Below are 17,746 nucleotides of genomic sequence, written 5' to 3' on the forward strand. Positions count from 1 at the left end.
GAATGGCGTAATGCCGATCAGTTAAGCGCCGTATCAAATCACCGCACCTTCCGTAGCGGCGCGATTTATCGCGCAATGAATTGCGCCGCTACTATGTGTGCGCTCGGTAATTACGGGTTTTCATGTCTTAACTGACGAGCATTACGCCATTCATGGCGACCCTACGGTTAATTGTCAGCCAAAGCGTCAATCAATGTCTGATTAAACGTCTGCGGTTCTTCCATCTGCGGCGCGTGCCCCATGCCCGGGAATTCGATTAAGCGTGCGCCGGGAATCAGCTGCGCCACCTGCTTACCCAATACATTGTAATGCCCGAGTTTTGCTTTCACTTCCGGCGGCGCGATATCACTGCCAATCGCCGTGGTATCTGCGGTGCCAATCATCAACGTGGTCGGCACGCGTAGATCTTTAAACTCGTAATACACCGGCTGAGTGAAAATCATGTCGTAGATGAGCGCCGAGTTCCACGCCACTTTCTTGTGGCCTGGCCCACTATTTAGCCCAGCCAGCATATCGACCCATTTGTCATACTCCGGCTTCCACTGGCCGCTGTAATATGTCTGCTGTTCATATTTCTTGATGCCTGCCGCATCCAGCTTGAGTTCACGCTGATACCACTGATCCACCGAGCGCCACGGCGCGCCTTTGGCTTTCCAGTCTTCTAAGCCGATGGGATTGACCAGCACCAGCTTCTGCGTTTGTCTGGGATACATCAGCGCATAACGCGTCGCCAGCATGCCGCCGGTCGAGTGCCCAACCATAATGGCGTTGTCGATACCCAGTTGCTGCAACAGTTGATGGGTGTTCTGTGCCAGTTGCTGGAAGGTGTATTGATAGTTAGCTGGTTTAGTTGAGCTGCAGAAGCCAATCTGATCTGGCGCGATGACGCGATAACCTTTCTGGCTCAGCGCTTTGATGGTGTCATCCCAGGTTGCGCCACAGAAGTTCTTGCCGTGCATCAACACCACGGTTTCACCGTTGGCCTGCTGCGTAGGTTTGACATCCATATAACCCATACTCAGCGCTTGCTGCTGCGAGGAGAAGTTAAAGTGCTGCAGCGGATAGGGATAGCTAAAGCCTTCGAGCTGTTCACCATACACATTGGCGGCGAGCGCCGGAGCAACAGCGCCTAATGTCACTGATGCCAGAATCACGGCAAGTGACTGTTTTGGCTTGAAACGAAAACCCATTAGGTGATTCCTCAACAGTGAAAACCTTCAGTGTGGCACGTTAATCCGCGTTAAGTATTGATGAGGTGTGCCGCCAGAAAGCACACCTTTTACTATTAAGCGCCGCGAAGCGATGAAAAATTTGAGTTAATAATAACGCCCGTTATTACGATAAATACTCAACACCATCACAACAAGAAAACCTGTAAATTCACGAAAACCAAGACCGGTCTTGATGACAAATATTAAAACAGCCAAATAACCAGAAAACTTTACATTAATTGCAGATTGGAAAGATTAATTAAATTACACTCTGCCACTGTTAATGGAGGACTATGATGACACAGCAAAAATATAATGAAGGGGTAATTGATTCGGTAACCGAATGGATTATGGCTAACCTGGATCAACGTTTAACGATTGATGATATTGCACTGAAGTCTGGCTATTCGAAATGGTATTTACAGAAACTCTTCGCCCGTTATCACAATGAGACGCTGGCACGCTACATCCGAAAAAAGAAACTGGTTCATTGCATTAATGACTTAAAAGACAGCAATGTGCCAATTATCAGCCTGGCAGTGAAATATCATTTTGAAAGCCAGCAATCTTTCACGCGCTCATTTAAACATGTGCTGGGCTGCACGCCACTTTATTGCCGTAAGCGCCAGCTGGATGAGGAAGCCAAACTTGCAATGCGTGAAAGTGGCGATCCCTGTGTGCTTTGCCGTCAGGCGGGATTTAACGCCACCGAACGCAATAAAGCAATTATCACGCCCGCGGTACGTAACGATAAATATATGCCGCGAATTGGTTGTGCGATGCGTTGATAAATAATTGACTCTTTTTTGGCGCCATTTGACGCCAACAGACTTCTTCATTCCAATTCATGAACGCTTTAATTGAATAGAAACGGATGGCATACCATCCGTTTCTCAATTAGTAACTCGATTTATTCAGCGCATTTACGCTCTTTTTAAAATGCGCGAGCCGATTATCCAGCGCATCGGTATACAGCATAGTATCCACACCGACGGCAACGAAATTAGCTCCCCACCGAATAGCGCGTTCCGCCATTTCCAGATTAACCGCCAGAAAACCGGCCGCTTTTCCTGCGCTGCGGATGCGTTTGATACTCTGCTCAATCACTTTCTGCACTTCAGGATGCCCGGCATTATCGGGATAGCCCAATGAGGCTGACAAATCTGCCGGACCAATAAAGATTCCGTCAACGCCCTCAACCTCCAGCAACGCATCGAGATTATCAATCGCCGTTTTGCTTTCGGCCTGAATCAGCAGGCATAACTCTTCATTGGCGCGCGCCATATAATTTTCCACGCGCCCCCAACGTGCCGCCCGCGCCACGCCTGCGCCGACGCCGCGCGTGCCGTAAGGCGGATAGCGCGTCGCCTTCACCAGCGTCTGTGCCTGCTCAGCGGTATCGATCATCGGCACCAGCAAGGTGCGCGCACCGATATCCAGCACCTGCTTGATCAGTGCCGTCTGGAATTCGATTGGCCGTATCACCGGCTGGCTGCGATAAGGCGCAACGGCCTGCAATTGATGATAGAGATCCTGTACGGTATTCGGGGCGTGTTCGCCATCTATCAATAACCAGTCGTAGCCGCTGGTGGCAGCAATTTCGGCCAGATACGACGATGTGCTGCTCAGCCACAAACCAATCTGCGTTTCGCCTTTCGCCAATCCGGCTTTAAAGGGATTTTTTAACGGATCCTGCATAGCTGCTCCTTACTTAATGACTTGGCTGCTGAGAGTGTGGCAACTGACGCTCCACTTTCAGGCTGAGGATAATGAGTGAACCGATGGCGGCAATCAGCGCCAGCGCCAGCAATCCGGCAGCGCTGCTGTTAAAGTGCATTTCGGCATTTACGCGAATCAGCGGTGCGAGGAAGCCACCTACAGCACCAAACAAATTGACGAAGCCGATGCCCGCCGCCAGCGCAGTGCCAGAAAGCAGCTGCGTCGGCATGGTCCAGAACACCGGCTGCACGGCAATAAAACCCACCGCCGCGACGCTAAGCGCAATGATGGCCAACAGCGGCGAAACCAATCCGGACAAACCAATCCCGACGGCAGCAGCCAGCAAGGTGAACGCCGCGACCCGGCGACGCTCGCCGCTGCGGTCGGAATAGCGCGGAATCAGCCAGGTGCCAAACAGCGCGGCCACCCACGGAATGGCCGCCACCAGCGAGGCGAGGAAACCGACTTTGGTGCCCAACAACGCTGCGACCTGAGAAGGCAGGAAGAAAATCAGGCCATAAACCGCTATCTGAATGGTCATATAGATAATGGCGAGCTGCCAGACGCGACCATTGCGCAGCGCATCACGCAGATGTGAAGTCGGCTTCTGCTGCTCTTCGCTCTCCAGCTGACGTTGCAGCGCCCGCTTCTCCTCGGCGCTGAGAAAACGCGCTTTCGCCGGTGTGTCGTCGATATAGCTGAAAGTGAAAACGCCGGCTGCCACCGCCAGTAATCCTTCAATGATAAACATCCAGAACCAGCCGGGATGGCCTAGCACGCCGTGCATTTCCAGCAGTGCGCCAGAGAGCGGTGAACCCAGCGTCAACGCCAGCGGCGCGCCCATGTAGAACAGTCCCATGACGCTAGCGCGCTGCTGTTGCGGGAACCACAGCGAGGTCAGATAAATCATGCCCGGGAAGAAACCCGCCTCAGCGGCGCCGAGCAAGGTACGCACCAGCAGGAATTTGGCTTCGGTATCAGCAAATGCCATCGCCGCCGAAAGCAATCCCCACAGCAGCGTGGTGCCGCCAATCCAGCTGCGCGCGCCAAAGCGTCGCATCAGCAAATTGGCCGGCACGCCAAGCAGCGCGTACACCACAAAGAAGATTCCAGCACCTAACGCGTAAGCTTCATTACTCAGGCCGGTATCAAGTTGATATGCCTCTTTGGCGAAACCAATGTTGGCGCGATCGAGAAACGCCAACACGTAGAGCATCAACATGAAAGGAATAAGACGTACGCGATTCTTTTTAACCGCGCTTAACACCAGATTATCCATGGTAAACCCTCACGCAGGGCTGCGACGCGTCGCCGCAGCCGCTGCGATTAGTGTTGATAAGGACGCTTCAGTCCATCGCGATTCAGCTCCACGCCGAAGCCCGGTTTATTCAGCACCGATTTGTGCATGCGACCGTTAACCGGCACCGGTTCGTTGATCAGCAGCGGATCAAACTGCGGGCGCAGCGTGCTGCAATCCGGGCTGGTCATCAGGAATTCACTGAATGGGCTGTTGGTGAAGGTGATCACCGCGTGATGCGAGTAAACCGAGGAGCCGTGCGGCACCACCAGCTGGCCGCGTGATTTCGCCAGCGCCGCCACTTCCACCAGCGTGGTCAGGCCGCCGCACCAACCGACGTCGGGCTGCAAAATATCGATGCCGGTTTCAGCCAGCGTGCGGAATGATTGCAGCGTGCCATGATGTTCGCCGCTGGTGATCAACATGCCCTGCGGCGCTTGCTGTTTCAGCTGGGCATATCCTTCGAACTGCTGCGGCGGCAAACACTCTTCCAGCCACTTGACGTTATAAGGTGCGCAGGCGTGGGCCAGCCTGGTGGCGAAATTGACGTCCTGGCTCATCCAGCAATCAAGCATCAGCCAGAAATCCGGGCCGCAACTTTCGCGATAGTGAGCGATGCGCGCCACCTCTTTACGGATGCCTTCATCGCCATCGTGCGGTCCCCACTGCACCGCCATTTTGCCGCCGATAAAGCCCATCTGCTGCGCCAGGTCCGGACGCGCACCGGTGGCGTAGAACTGCAGTTCATCGCGTACCGCGCCGCCCAGCAGTTTGTACACCGGCAGATCGGTGACTTTGCCGAACAGATCCCATAGCGCCAAATCGACACATGAAATGGTGTTCATCACCAGGCCGCCCGATCCGGCGTAATACAGGGTGGCGTTCATCATCTGGTCGTGAATCAGTTTGATATCGCTGACGCAGCGTCCTTCAAGGAAGCGGTTGAGATGCTTTTCCACGATGAAGCAGCCCATTTCGCCGCCGGTGGTAATGGCAAAACCGGTTTGACCGTTATCGGCTTCGACTTCGACAATTAGCGTGCCTAACACGTTGATGCCAAAGGATTGACGCGACTGCTCATACTGCTTGTATTTGCTCATGGGCGTGGCGACGTGGTCATCAATCCAGTGATTGGCACCTTGATCGTGGTAATCGCCGCCAGCCGCTGCTTTATCCGCGGTAGCGCCACCGGCAAAGTAGGCGCGGACAGTTTTAATTTTAGGTAGGGACATGCTCTTCTCCTGGTTACGAGGCGTGTTTTTCCGCCGGGCTACGCCAGCCCAGCAGACGGGAAATATCGCGGGCGCAGGCAATCGCCTGGCCAGCAAGGTAATCGCGTTTGTCGTCGTCAATGTCGAGTCGGGTGCCCACCAGCGAAATGGCGGCGACGAGCTGCTGGCGGGCATTGAAAATCGGCGCGGCGACGCAGCGCACATCGGGATAATCTTCACCGTTATCAAAGCTCCAGCCCTGACGGCGAATGCGTGCCAGCTCGGTACGCAGCGCGTCGGCATTACGCAGCGAGGTTGGCGTCACCGCCACAAAACGCAGGCCGCTGATGATGCGTTCCTGCTCTTCAGGTTGCTGCCAGGCAAGCAGACATTTGCCAATGCCCGAGCGATAGAGCGACAGGCTTTTGCCTTCGTGTGAGCGCACGCTGATGGTGGCGGCGGATTCGAGTTTGAGGATGTAACAGGCGTGACCACCCTCGAGGATGCCGAGGTGGCACAGCAGATTGGTCTGCTGCATTAAACGTGTCAGAGGTGGACGCGCAATATCGCGGATATCCATGCGCTGCAGTGCGTGACCGGCAAACTCCACCAGCCGCGTCCACAGGCAATAGTTGTTGTTGCGATCAATAGTGATCAGACGCTGTTTTTTCAGTTCAGCGAACAGCAGATAGGCGCTGCTTTTGGGAAGCGCCAGCGTTTCAATGATCTCGGCGGCGCTGCACGGTCCGTGCTGGGCAATAAAGTCGAGAATCGCAATGGCGCGCGTCAGCGCGGGGACAGGCGTAATTTCCAACATGCTGGACTCCAGTCTGATAATCTGGAGCGCAGTGTTGTAGTTTTACTTCGTGATAAGTGTGCGCCGCTTCAAATTACGCGGCGCTGAGCGTGTTTGCTGGCAGCGCGTGTGCGGGAATGTGAATCGCGCCGCGCTGAGAGTACAGCCGACTGTACTCCTGCCGCAGGAGCACAAGATCTAAGAGAAAATGTATTTGATCGCTGCAATGGCCATCGTGGTGGTCATCACCATTAGCAAACGTTTGATCCAGCGCATATCGGTTTTCAGCGTGGCAACATCCGCTTTGAGTTGTTTCACGTCAGCTTTCAGTTCCTCAATATCCTTAATCGCGCCACTTAACCGAACATCCAGATCTTTAATCGCACCAGTAAGCCGAATATCCAGCTCTCTGATATCGCCGGTAAGTCGAACATCCAGTTCTTTAATGCTCCCTGTAATTCCTTCTCCGGCCTTCATTAAATCAGCACGAGATAACGCATTATCCTGCTGCATCTCAGTAAAGATCTCGACCATGGCTTCGGCCTGTTGGTCGCTGACGCCGGCCAACTGCAGTGCTTTAAAGGCTTTGTGTGTGTTCATCATCGCGAGTGTCATCCGTGAAGCTCCTGAGTTGATGTGAGGCGCGTGCCAACATCATGCTCAGCGAGCGATTGCTGCACCATGTGACTGTGTGTATTTTGCGCGGCACTGCGAAAAATATCAATTAGTACAACAAGTAACGTCCAAGCGGATGCGGGGCGTCTCGCAAAATTGGCGTCAGATTCTGCTGCGAAACGTTTTGCGATATGGGAGCGGGAAGGTGTTGAGCGGCTTCTTAAAACGGCGGCGCAGCTTTTAATCCCTGCGCTGCCCGTTCAATAATTACTGAACCGGCTGGCCCGGTAGCAATTTCTCAGACATCAAACGGCGGCAGGAGAGTCTTTCCTGCCGCGCTTGTTGCTGCTGTTGCGGTGACAAATCCTGCCAAACCGTTTGCAGATGCTCTGCCAAAGCTTGCTGGAAATGCACCTTTTGTAATGCGTAATCGGAATTACTGCCTTCAATAATCTGCTGCATATCTTGCGGAGCATTGCCGCGTCCATCATGAGTGAGCGTACAGAACATGGCGATGTAATAGCCTTTGTCCTCATCGCTGTAATGCGGCATCAGCCACCAAACGGCGGCACTGATGACGATCAGCAACGGCACAATAAATTTGAGTTTTAACATCAATAGGTTCATCCGCTGGAGAAAGGAAATGCGCCATCATAGCGACGTGAGTTAAAGCGCCTGCGCGCACGCCCAGGCCGAGCTCCACGCCCACTGGAAGTTGTAGCCGCCCAGCCAACCGGTAACGTCCACCACTTCGCCGATAAAGAACAAACCTGGCACATCGCGCGCTTCCATGGTTTTTGACGACAGTTGGGTGGTATCGACGCCGCCTAGCGTCACTTCGGCGGTGCGATAGCCTTCGGTGCCGTTTGGCTGCACGCGCCATTGATGTAGCGTGCTGACCAGTTCGCCCTGCTGCTTGCTGTTTAGCTGCTTCAGCGTGACGTCAGGAATCTGCTTTAGCTCCTGCAGCACTTCCACCAACCGTTTTGGCAGAATTTTCGCCAGGCTGTTTTTCAGGCTGAGATTGGGATGCGCTTCGCGCTGCACATGAATGAAATCATCCAGCGAAGTGGCAGGTGACAAATCAATGGTGACGAATTCACCCGGCTGCCAGTAGCTGGAGATTTGCAGCACGGCGGGCCCCGATAAGCCGCGATGGGTAAACAGCATCGCTTCTTTAAATAAGGTGCCGTCCTGCGCGGTGATGGTGGTGGGCAGCGCGACGCCCGACAGCGTGTTGAGCTGTTCCAGCAGCGGTTTATGCAGCGTGAACGGCACCAATGCCGCGCGCGTTGGGAACACTTTCAGGCCGAACTGTTCCGCCACTTTATAGCCAAACGGCGTGGCGCCGAGGCCTGGCATTGAGAGCCCGCCGCTGGCGATCACCAGTTTTTCTGCCTGCACCGATGTGCCGTTCAGCTGCAAGGTATAACCGTTATCGTCGCGCTCAACGCTCAGCACTTCACTGCGCAGGCGCAGCGTCACCTGCCCGGCATCACACTCTTTCAACAGCAGATCGACAATCTGCTGTGCGGAGTCATCGCAGAATAATTGCCCGAGCGTTTTCTCGTGATACGCAATGCCGTGGCGATTGACCAGATCGATGAAATCCCACTGGTTGTAGCGCGCCAGCGCCGATTTGCAGAAATGCGGATTGTGCGACAGATACGCCGCCGGTTCGGTGTGCATGTTGGTGAAGTTGCAGCGACCGCCGCCCGACATCAAAATCTTGCGACCGGCTTTTTTGCCGTTATCCAGCAGCAATACGTGGCGACCCAATTGTCCCGCCTGCGCCGCACAGAACATGCCGGCTGCGCCTGCACCAATAATGATAACGTCAAACTTTTCCACTGCTTTTATCCGCCTTGCCCGAAAGGCGCTGATTGTAGGGATTTGCGGCTTTTAGCGCCAGCTTCAAAAAAATGCCGTAAATGTGTCATAATGTAACTTACTAATTTTAAGCTGTTTTCAGCTAAATCTATACGCTGCATTACAATTTTAAGACAATAAAGAGCTATATTTTTCTTTCATATCGCGCACGTTGTCGCAGATAATGCGCCGCGTTCATGTCCTCCCAAAATGGCGTAACGTTTATGCTACATCTGTTTGCTGGTCTCGACCTCAGTACCAGCCTGTTACTGATTCTTGCTCTGCTGTTTGTATTGTTTTACGAAGCAATCAACGGTTTTCACGACACTGCTAACGCGGTCGCGACTGTCATTTATACCCGTGCGATGCGGGCGCAACTGGCGGTTGTCATGGCGGGTGTTTTCAACTTCTTAGGTGTTTTACTTGGTGGATTGAGCGTGGCGTATGCCATCGTTCACATGCTTCCGACCGATTTACTGTTGAATGTCGGTTCGGCCCACGGCCTTGCCATGGTCTTCTCCATGCTGCTGGCCGCGATTATCTGGAACCTTGGCACCTGGTATTTGGGTTTGCCGGCGTCCAGTTCTCACACATTGATTGGCGCCATCATCGGTATTGGTCTCACCAACGCCCTGATGACCGGCACCTCGGTGGTTGACGCGCTCAACCTGCCGAAAGTCATCAATATCTTCATGTCCCTGATTCTTTCGCCGATTGTAGGTCTGGTGATTGCAGGAGGTCTGATCTTTATCCTGCGTCGCTACTGGAGCGGAACCACCAAGCGTTCACGCATCCACATGACGCCTGCTGACCGTGAAAAGATTGATGGCAAGAAAAAGCCCCCGTTCTGGACGCGCATTGCCCTGATCGTTTCCGCGATTGGCGTGAGCTACTCACACGGCGCTAACGATGGTCAGAAAGGCATTGGCCTGATTATGCTGGTGCTGATCGGCGTTGCGCCGGCTGGTTTTGTGGTGAACCTGAATGCGTCGGGTTATGACATCACCCGCACGCGCGATGCCGTAAACCATCTGGAGCAGTATTATCAGCAGCACAACGAATCACTGACGCACATGGTGCAGATGGCGCCGCCTGTGGTGCCAACGCCAGATGAATCGCTTGGCGGTCCGCAGGAGTTCCATTGCGACAGCAGCCGTGCGCTGCAGGCTATCGATCGTGCGCAGCTGCTGCTGAACAATCTGCAGAGCTACGATCAGCTGACGGTTGATCAACGCAGCCAGATGCGTCGCCTGCTGCTGTGCGTTTCCGATACCGTAGATAAAGTGGCCAAGCTGCCGGAAACCAGCGCGGACGATAAGCGCTTCCTCAACAAGCTGAAAAGCGATTTGCTGGGCACCGTTGAGTACGCACCGATCTGGATTATTGTGGCTGTGGCGCTGGCGCTGGGCATCGGCACCATGATTGGCTGGCGTCGTGTTGCCACCACCATTGGTGAGAAAATCGGTAAGAAAGGCATGACGTATGCGCAAGGGATGTCGGCGCAGGTGACGGCCGCAGTATCGATTGGCGTGGCCAGTTACACCGGTATGCCCGTTTCTACCACGCACATTCTGTCGTCGTCGGTGGCCGGTACTATGCTGGTCGATGGCGGAGGATTGCAGAGTCGCACCATCAAAAATATCGCTATGGCGTGGGTGTTCACCTTGCCGGTGTGTATTTTGCTGTCGGGTTCGCTCTACTGGATTGCACTGAAACTGATCTAAGCAAAGCGCAGAAATATTCGAGGGCGACGCGATGTCGCCCTTTTTTATTGCCCTTTTTTATTGCCCTTTTTATTGCCAGATCGCCATCGCAATCAAACTCACCACCACCAAAAAGCAGAGCCCGCTGGTCAGCACAAACTGCCCGCGCACGCGCTCACAGCGGCGAATGAACTCGTCGTCATGATGATCGTGATAGCGCTTCTCCCAGATATAGCGCACCAGCCGCACCTGCTTACTCGGCTGCCCGTGCGACGTGAAGAAACCCGCACCATCCACGTATTGATATAACAGCGGATCGCAACCGCGCAAAACGGCTAAAAGTGAGCGCAAAGAAGAGAAATAGCGCGCCATATTCACCAGACAAACCACACACAGAGCCCAAAAAAGCGCGATAGTGCTGATCATGTTCCCCTCCCGGCTGGAGCCGCAACGACGTCGAACGCAGCGGGGAATTGCTGTAGACGCCGCACGGGAAATAAACCAGCCATTGAATGATGTCGATTGCATTGTTGTTATGCGAACCTGAGTGCGCAACGCATATGGCAGTGGCACTTATTTTCAGTGTAGGAGATCTGTTGAATTTTTTTCCAGCGATGATTTTCGTTCAGGGCGAGTGAAAAAGCCGATAACGCTTGATCTTCCTCACAAGCGAACTTGCGCTTGCAGCATTTGTTAACAACTCTGGCTATACTCAGGACATAACAAAAACCGCCTGCAAGGCTGAAATAGTTGGTTGGTGGCGCTTCATCGCCGTCTCGCGCAAAGGAATCGCCGACCGTGAAAGCAGGAAGATTGCCCCGAATCTTGAGAAAGGAGTTTTATCATGGCTTATAAACACATCCTGATTGCAGTAGACCTTTCCCCGGAAAGCCAGTTGCTGGTTGATAAAGCCGTTTCGCTGGCCCGTCCTTATGATGCAAAAATCTCGCTGATCCACGTTGATGTGAACTATTCAGACCTCTACACCGGGCTGATTGATGTCAATCTGGGCGACATGCAGAAGCGTATTTCTGAAGAGACGCACACCGCGCTGAAAGAGCTGTCGATTAACGCCGGTTATCCGATCAGTGAAACCCTGAGCGGCAGCGGCGATCTTGGCCAGGTGCTGGTGGATGCGATTAAGAAATATGATGTGGATTTGGTAGTGTGTGGTCACCATCAGGACTTCTGGAGCAAGCTGATGTCATCGGCGCGCCAGTTGATTAACACCGTGCATATCGACATGTTGATTGTGCCGTTACGCGACGAAGACGAAGAATAAAAATCAGGCCGGGTTACCGGCCTGATTTTTTGTAGCGGCGCAATGTATTGCGCATTGTTTGCGTTATTACCCCTGCGGCGGATAAATATCAAAACGATGGCTTTTGGTCACCACCGCATCCTGCGTCACCACGCCCGCTAACGGCGGCGCGTAATCCGGACGCTTCACCACAATGCGCTTCTTCGCCAGACGGCGCGCCGGTTCCAGCAACGCATCAGCATCATCATCCGCACCGACCAACGACTGAAACACCCGCATCTCTTTCTTCACCATCGCGCTTTTCTGGCGATGCGGATACATCGGATCGAGATAGACCACATCCGGCGCAGGCGTGATATCGCTCAGCGCTTGCTGGCTAACAGCGTGCAGCAACGTCAGCCGATCGCGCAGCCAGCCGCCAATCTCCGCATCCTGATAACCGCGACGCAAACCATCGTCCAGCAAGGCCGCCACCACCGGATGGCGCTCCAGCATGCGCACGCGACAGCCCAGCGCCGCCAGCACAAACGCATCGCGCCCCAAACCGGCCGTTGCATCAACCACGTCTGGCAGATAACCGCTTTTGATGCCGACCGCTTTTGCCACCGCTTCGCCGCGACCGCCGCCAAACTTACGCCGATGCGCCATCGCGCCCGAGACGAAATCCACAAAGATGCCGCCGAGTTTCGGCTCATCCAGTTTACGCAACTCAAGATGCTCAGCGGTTAACACCAGCGCCATCGTCGCCTGTTCGTCCTGCTGCAAACCCCAGCGCTCGGCTAAATGTAATAAGGCGCCGTCTCCGGCGCCCGTTTCATCGATTAAACCAATTTTCACAAGCCGGCTTATCCCTGAATTCCGTAGTGTTCCAGCATCGCATCGAGCTGCGGTTCACGACCACGGAAGCGTTTGAACAGCTCCATGGGCTCTTCGGAACCGCCACGCGTCAGGATGTTGTCGAGGAACGACTGACCAGTCTGACGGTTGAAAATGCCCTCTTCTTCGAAGCGCGAATAGGCATCGGCAGCCAACACGTCGGCCCACAGATAGCTGTAGTAACCAGCCGCATATCCGCCAGCAAAGACGTGGCTGAAGGCGTGCGGGAAACGGCCCCATTCCGGGCTTGGCACCACGGCAACCTGCTTCTTCACTTCACGCAGGGTTTCGAGGATGCGCGCACCTTGGGCGGGATCGAATTCGGTATGCAGACGGAAATCGAACAGGCCGAACTCCAGCTGACGCAGAATAAATAGCGCCGCCTGATAATTTTTCGCCGCCAGCATTTTATCCAGCAGTTCCTTCGGCAGCGGTTCACCGGTTTCGTAGTGGCCGGAGATAAACGCCAGCGCTTCCGGCTCCCAGCACCAGTTTTCCATAAACTGGCTCGGGAGCTCGACGGCATCCCACGGCACACCGCTGATGCCAGACACGCCCGGCGTTTCGATGCGCGTCAGCATGTGATGCAGACCGTGACCGAATTCATGGAACAGAGTGATCACTTCATCGTGCGTGAACAGCGCCGGTTTGCCCTGCAGCGGACGGTTAAAGTTGCAGGTGAGATAGGCCACTGGCTTCTGCAGGCTGCCGTCGGCTTTACGCATCTGGCCGACGCAATCGTCCATCCACGCACCGCCACGCTTGTGTTCACGTGCGTAGAGATCGAGGTAGAAGCTGCCGCGCAGTTCACCGCTTTCGTCGAACAGGTCGAAGAAGCGCACGTCTGGATGGTAAACATCGACGTCTTTACGCTCTTTAGCGGTGATGCCGTAAATGCGTTTAACCACCTCGAACAGACCACTCACCGCGCGCGCTTCCGGGAAGTACGGACGCAGCTGCTCGTCGCTGATGGTGTAAAGATGCTGTTTCTGTTTCTCGCCGTAATACGTCAGATCCCACGGATTCATCTCGTCGACGCCGTACTCTTTCTTCGCGAAGGCGCGCAGCTGAGCCAGCTCTTTTTCACCCTGCGGACGGGCACGTTTCGCCAGATCGGTCAGGAAGTCGATGACCTGCGCCGGATTTTCCGCCATTTTGGTTGCCAGCGATTTGTCGGCGTAAGAGTCGAAGCCCAGCAGCTGAGCCAGTTCATGACGCAGCGCCAGCTCTTCCGCCATCACCGGACCGTTGTCCCATTTGCCGGCATTCGGGCCCTGTTCGGAAGCACGCGTTGAATATGCGCGGTACAGCTCTTCACGCAGCGCAGCGTTGTCGCAGTAAGTCATCACCGGCAGATAGCTTGGGATATCCAGCGTCAGCAGCCAGCCTTGTTGCTCTTTGGCTTCGGCCTGCGCTTTGGCGGCGGCCAGCGCGCTTTCCGGCATACCCGCCAGCTCCGCTTCATCGGTCACCAGCTTGCTCCAGCCCATGGTGGCGTCGAGCACGTTGTTGCTGTAGGTCGAACCCAATTCAGAAAGACGTGCCGCGATTTCGCCGTAGCGCTTTTGCTTCTCTTTATCGAGGCCAATACCGGACAGCTCGAAATCACGCAGGCTGTTATCCACCGCTTTCTTCTGCGCGGTATCCAGCGCCGCGTAGCTATCGCCCTCTTTCAGGTTGCGATAGGCCTGATACAAACCTTCATTCTGGCCGACCCAGGTGCTGTATTCGGACAGCAGCGGCAGCGTTTGCTCGTAAGCTTCGCGCAGTTCCGGGCTGTTTTTCACCGAGTTCAGATGGCTGACCGGCGAGAACAGGCGACCTAAGCGATCGTCAACTTCAGCCAACGGCTGCACCAGATTTTCCCAGGTGTAAGGCGCGCCTTGCGCCACAACGCGCTCTACCGCTGCGCGACAGTCGTTCAGCGCTTCGGTAACCGCAGGAACCACATGTTCAGGTTTGATAGCAGAAAACGGGGGCAGCGAAAAAGGCGTGAGTAACGGATTGGTCATAAGCGCAGTCCTTTCATGATGAAGTAGTGGCGCGAATGCTCGCGCGACGCATTTTACTAACATGCGGCTTGATGACAGGAAAATCAATGCCACTGAGCCTGGACTTATGAAGAAAAGCCCGCCAGAAGGCGGGCTGAAGATTATTTAATCGCGAGTTGGTAGTGAATCACATCGTAGGGCGCCACCCACGGCGGCAGCGGTTCGCGTTCGATGATATCTTTTGCCAGTGCCCAGCCTTCTACTGCGCCGCCGGCTCCCGTTAACGACATCCCTTCATACAACATGGGAGGCAGATTGTTATCAAACGGCACTTTGTCATCAGCAAAATCGTTAATCACTTTGCCGCCTAAGGTACTGACTTTCACGCTGACTTCCACTTGCTGGTCAGGAATAAGCTTAGCTTTGGCTGTTTTTACGGCAAACCAACGCACACCATTTTGCGTCACTAACGCTTTGCGCTGTTCTAAATGTTTGTTGAGCTGGTCATAGCCCTTCTCAATCAGCGATCCCATCTTTTTATTGATCGTCTCCTGCATCGCAGCATATCGCCGTGACATCTCTTCACTGTTCATTAGCGAAGTGCCAGTTTGTAACTGCGTGCTGAATCCCGCGATCAACTGATCAATGCTGATGGTGAGACCGGTATCTTTTACCATCTGTAGTTGAACGACCGCATTGCTGGCGATCGATTGCCCCAGCATATAGCCATCGCGCTCAGCATCGGTTTTGGGTTCTGCGGCTGCAACCACTGCTGCTGGCTGCTTTTTCGCAGCCTCCAGTTCAGCGGTGAGTTTCACTATGTTTTGCTGCTGCATCACTTTTACTTCATTCAGTGACGCGAGCTTTTTCTCACTCTCAGATTGTTGTTTTTGTAGTGCCTGCGACATTTTTCACTTTCGGCCAGCTGAGTTTTTAGCGCATCCTGATCGCGCTTAGCAGCAGCCTGCGCTGCGGTAAGTTGCTTACGTAGCGCGGTTGCATCCGTCGTTTGCTGCTGTGCGGCTTTGAGCTCTTGAGTTAGCCGGATGATATTTAGTGTTTGCTGCTGTTTTTCTTCATCCAGCGCCGCCCGTTTGTTATCGCTGTTCGCCTGCTGTTCTTTCAGCGCTTTTTCATGCTGTTCATTCTTTAGTTGCAGTGCGGCTTTCTGTTTTTCAAGCTCGCTTATTTGCGCACGGAGCTGGTGAAGCTGCTCCGGCGTTTTCGATTTTACGGCAGGTTTCTCAGCTAATTTTGGCGCTACCGGTTTTAGCTGAGGTTTTGGCTTTTGCACTGGAACAGGAGGCAACGTGCGGGCTGCATCGCCAAACGCTTGCAATACATCATCTTCAGCGGCCGCGCAGGCCAGAGCAGGGAAGAACAATGCGATGATAATAAAGACAAACGGCAGATGACGCTGTGTCATCACAATCTCCTGTAACAGCCTTAAGAACACAAAAGGCTTCATCTCTATTAATAAAATAGAGATGAAGCCCATCCTCAGCACGAAATTTCGCGCTGCTACTTAGCGAATGCAGTTAAATCGTTATGGTTTAACCGGCCTGACGAATAATCAGCTGTGACAGACGTGTCTTAATACGGAAGCACAATTCACGAATCTGGAATTGATAACGCGGCATCACTAAGTCGTTTATATCCGCGCCAATCGAATCTTTAATTTGCAGATATTTATTGGTCTGGGCACCGATTTTCTGGAATTCGGCCTGATAGCTGTCAAATGACGCCTGGCTATACAGACGCATCGCGTCGAGCTCTTTACGGCACTGCTGAATGTTGCTGGAACGGTCGTCACTGAGTGAAGCCGTCGCGGGTTGCGCCGGCGCTGAAGCCACAAATGGCGTACCTTGCTGCTCTGGCGCGGTTTGCGCGGCGGATTGTTCGTCCGCAGTCGGCGGCGTTACTAAACTATGAACGGGTTGTTGTTTCGCGCAGCCAGTCAGTACCAACAGGCTTGCCACCGCGACACCAGTCATTTTTTTCATTATTGTCACCAGGAGTTGTTTGAGATGCTTTAAGCAAAAAATTATACGGTCTTCACCGGAAAGTTTCCTGCCAGAACCACCTGGCATTTCGCTCATGACCGCTTCGTTATCGGAAACTAACTTACTTAATCCGTGATGAAATTTCGAGTATCACGTCATTCCGTAGCAAATTTACCGGCAAGAAGTCTGATCGCACCGGGCTATAGCGGCGCATTGGCGCAAAACTTAAGCGGCAGCCAAAACGTCAGCAATTTTTATGCAGCGCGGCTATAATCGCGCCACACACGATGTTTTCACTCCCTTTGATGCAACCGCGGACCCCCTTTTTTTATGCTGAGTTATCGCCACAGTTTTCATGCCGGCAACCATGCCGACGTGCTGAAACACACCGTTGAAAGCCTGATCCTCACCGCTCTGATGGAGAAGGAAAAACCTTTCCTCTATCTGGATACCCACGCCGGTGCCGGACGTTACCTGCTGAGCGGAGAGCACGCCGAGCGTACCGGTGAATATCTGGAAGGCATTGGCCGCATCTGGCAGCAGCCGGATGTGCCGGAGTTGCTCAAGCCGTATCTCTCGGCGGTGCGTAATCTCAATCCGCACGGCACCTTAAAGTACTATCCTGGTTCGCCGTTGATTGCCCGCTTCCTGCTGCGTGAAGAGGACAAAATGGAGCTGACAGAGCTGCACTCCAGCGATTACCCGCTGCTGCGCACCGAGTTCAGCAAAGATTCCCGCGCGCGCGTGGCGCGTGGTGATGGCTACCAGCAGCTGAAAGCCAAGCTGCCGCCGCTGAGCCGCCGCGGCCTGATTCTGATCGATCCGCCGTATGAGTTGAAAAGCGATTATCAGGATGTGGTGAAAGGCATTCAGGAAGGTCACAAGCGTTTCGCCACCGGCGTGTTTGCGCTGTGGTATCCGGTGGTGATGCGTCAGCAGATCAAACACATGGTTAAAGATCTGCAGGCCACCAATATCCGCAACATTCTGCAGATTGAACTGGCGGTGCGTCCAGACAGCGATCAGCGCGGCATGACGGCTTCCGGCATGATCGTGATTAACCCGCCGTGGAAGCTGAAAGCGCAGATGGAAGAGCTGCTGCCGTGGCTGCATCAGAAGCTGGTGCCGGCCGGAACCGGTCACTTCAGCGTCACGCAGATCGTGCCAGAGTAAGTTCGCCTTACCGCGTCGCCA

18 protein-coding genes are annotated in these 17,746 nt (G+C 54.1%); 4 read left to right on the forward strand and 14 right to left on the reverse strand.

Going from position 1 to position 17,746, the window contains the following annotated elements; translation table 11 throughout:
• Positions 1–167 precede the first annotated feature (167 nt).
• The gene (locus DEU53_RS15555) at positions 168–1,190 is read right to left on the reverse strand and encodes an alpha/beta fold hydrolase (RefSeq protein WP_110867654.1); all 1,023 of its coding nucleotides are present in this window, start codon (positions 1,188–1,190) and stop codon (positions 168–170) included.
• A 317-nt stretch (positions 1,191–1,507) separates the two neighbouring features.
• Here DEU53_RS15555 and DEU53_RS15560 point away from each other — a divergent pair, with 317 nt between their 5' ends.
• Positions 1,508–1,999 carry a helix-turn-helix domain-containing protein gene (locus tag DEU53_RS15560; RefSeq protein ID WP_110867655.1) on the forward strand — a complete coding sequence of 164 codons (492 nt, stop codon included), beginning with the start codon at positions 1,508–1,510 and terminating at the stop codon, positions 1,997–1,999.
• Positions 2,000–2,108: 109 nt separating this feature from the next.
• On the opposite strand, the gene yfaU is transcribed toward DEU53_RS15560, so the two are convergent.
• From yfaU to DEU53_RS15595, 7 genes are all read right to left on the reverse strand, one after another.
• On the reverse strand, positions 2,109–2,909 hold the full coding sequence (yfaU, locus tag DEU53_RS15565) for a 2-keto-3-deoxy-L-rhamnonate aldolase (RefSeq protein WP_110867656.1): 801 nt from the start codon (positions 2,907–2,909) through the stop codon (positions 2,109–2,111).
• A 13-nt stretch (positions 2,910–2,922) separates the two neighbouring features.
• Positions 2,923–4,209 (reverse strand): MFS transporter, encoded by a 1,287-nt coding sequence (locus DEU53_RS15570; protein WP_110867657.1) that lies wholly within the window; start codon positions 4,207–4,209, stop codon positions 2,923–2,925.
• Positions 4,210–4,256: 47 nt separating this feature from the next.
• Positions 4,257–5,459 (reverse strand): L-rhamnonate dehydratase, encoded by a 1,203-nt coding sequence (gene rhmD, locus DEU53_RS15575; RefSeq protein WP_110867658.1) that lies wholly within the window; start codon positions 5,457–5,459, stop codon positions 4,257–4,259.
• A 13-nt stretch (positions 5,460–5,472) separates the two neighbouring features.
• The gene (locus tag DEU53_RS15580) at positions 5,473–6,255 is read right to left on the reverse strand and encodes an IclR family transcriptional regulator (protein ID WP_101762719.1); all 783 of its coding nucleotides are present in this window, start codon (positions 6,253–6,255) and stop codon (positions 5,473–5,475) included.
• Positions 6,256–6,432: 177 nt separating this feature from the next.
• Positions 6,433–6,849 carry a DUF1640 domain-containing protein gene (locus DEU53_RS15585; RefSeq protein WP_110867659.1) on the reverse strand — a complete coding sequence of 139 codons (417 nt, stop codon included), beginning with the start codon at positions 6,847–6,849 and terminating at the stop codon, positions 6,433–6,435.
• A gap of 267 nt (positions 6,850–7,116) precedes the next feature.
• Complete coding sequence (locus DEU53_RS15590) at positions 7,117–7,464, reverse strand: hypothetical protein (RefSeq protein WP_101762721.1); 348 nt, start codon at positions 7,462–7,464, stop codon at positions 7,117–7,119.
• Between the two features lie 51 nt (positions 7,465–7,515).
• Entirely contained in the window at positions 7,516–8,700 is a 1,185-nt protein-coding gene (locus DEU53_RS15595; RefSeq protein ID WP_110867660.1) for an NAD(P)/FAD-dependent oxidoreductase, read from the reverse strand.
• Positions 8,701–8,942: 242 nt separating this feature from the next.
• Here DEU53_RS15595 and pitA point away from each other — a divergent pair, with 242 nt between their 5' ends.
• The gene (pitA, locus tag DEU53_RS15600; protein ID WP_137386695.1) at positions 8,943–10,442 is read left to right on the forward strand and encodes an inorganic phosphate transporter PitA; all 1,500 of its coding nucleotides are present in this window, start codon (positions 8,943–8,945) and stop codon (positions 10,440–10,442) included.
• Between the two features lie 69 nt (positions 10,443–10,511).
• Here the strand turns inward: pitA and uspB are convergent, their stop codons facing one another.
• Positions 10,512–10,847 (reverse strand): universal stress protein UspB, encoded by a 336-nt coding sequence (gene uspB / locus DEU53_RS15605; RefSeq protein WP_008108136.1) that lies wholly within the window; start codon positions 10,845–10,847, stop codon positions 10,512–10,514.
• A gap of 418 nt (positions 10,848–11,265) precedes the next feature.
• Between uspB and uspA the strand changes: the two genes are divergently transcribed.
• The gene (gene uspA, locus DEU53_RS15610; RefSeq protein WP_007889892.1) at positions 11,266–11,703 is read left to right on the forward strand and encodes a universal stress protein UspA; all 438 of its coding nucleotides are present in this window, start codon (positions 11,266–11,268) and stop codon (positions 11,701–11,703) included.
• A 66-nt stretch (positions 11,704–11,769) separates the two neighbouring features.
• On the opposite strand, the gene rsmJ is transcribed toward uspA, so the two are convergent.
• The 5 genes from rsmJ to DEU53_RS23200 all read right to left on the reverse strand — a co-directional run bounded on the left by rsmJ (position 11,770) and on the right by DEU53_RS23200 (position 16,552).
• On the reverse strand, positions 11,770–12,519 hold the full coding sequence (gene rsmJ, locus DEU53_RS15615; protein WP_110867661.1) for a 16S rRNA (guanine(1516)-N(2))-methyltransferase RsmJ: 750 nt from the start codon (positions 12,517–12,519) through the stop codon (positions 11,770–11,772).
• Between the two features lie 8 nt (positions 12,520–12,527).
• Positions 12,528–14,570, reverse strand: coding sequence for an oligopeptidase A (gene prlC, locus DEU53_RS15620; RefSeq protein WP_110867662.1), 2,043 nt, complete (start codon positions 14,568–14,570; stop codon positions 12,528–12,530).
• Between the two features lie 140 nt (positions 14,571–14,710).
• A complete protein-coding gene (locus DEU53_RS15625; RefSeq protein ID WP_110867663.1) occupies positions 14,711–15,457 on the reverse strand; it encodes an FKBP-type peptidyl-prolyl cis-trans isomerase N-terminal domain-containing protein in 747 nt (248 codons plus the stop codon).
• Positions 15,400–15,975, reverse strand: coding sequence for a hypothetical protein (locus DEU53_RS15630; RefSeq protein ID WP_110867664.1), 576 nt, complete (start codon positions 15,973–15,975; stop codon positions 15,400–15,402). Before DEU53_RS15630 ends, DEU53_RS15625 begins: the two co-directional genes overlap by 58 nt.
• Positions 15,976–16,102: 127 nt before the next feature.
• Positions 16,103–16,552 (reverse strand): hypothetical protein, encoded by a 450-nt coding sequence (locus tag DEU53_RS23200; protein ID WP_233501792.1) that lies wholly within the window; start codon positions 16,550–16,552, stop codon positions 16,103–16,105.
• A 330-nt stretch (positions 16,553–16,882) separates the two neighbouring features.
• On the opposite strand from DEU53_RS23200, the gene DEU53_RS15640 reads away from it, so the two are divergent.
• Complete coding sequence (locus tag DEU53_RS15640; protein ID WP_101762727.1) at positions 16,883–17,725, forward strand: 23S rRNA (adenine(2030)-N(6))-methyltransferase RlmJ; 843 nt, start codon at positions 16,883–16,885, stop codon at positions 17,723–17,725.
• Positions 17,726–17,746: the final 21 nt, after the last annotated feature.

Origin of the sequence: Pantoea sp. AG1095 (genome assembly GCF_003208415.1) — a bacterium.
In the GTDB taxonomy this organism is placed as follows: domain Bacteria; phylum Pseudomonadota; class Gammaproteobacteria; order Enterobacterales; family Enterobacteriaceae; genus Pantoea; species Pantoea leporis.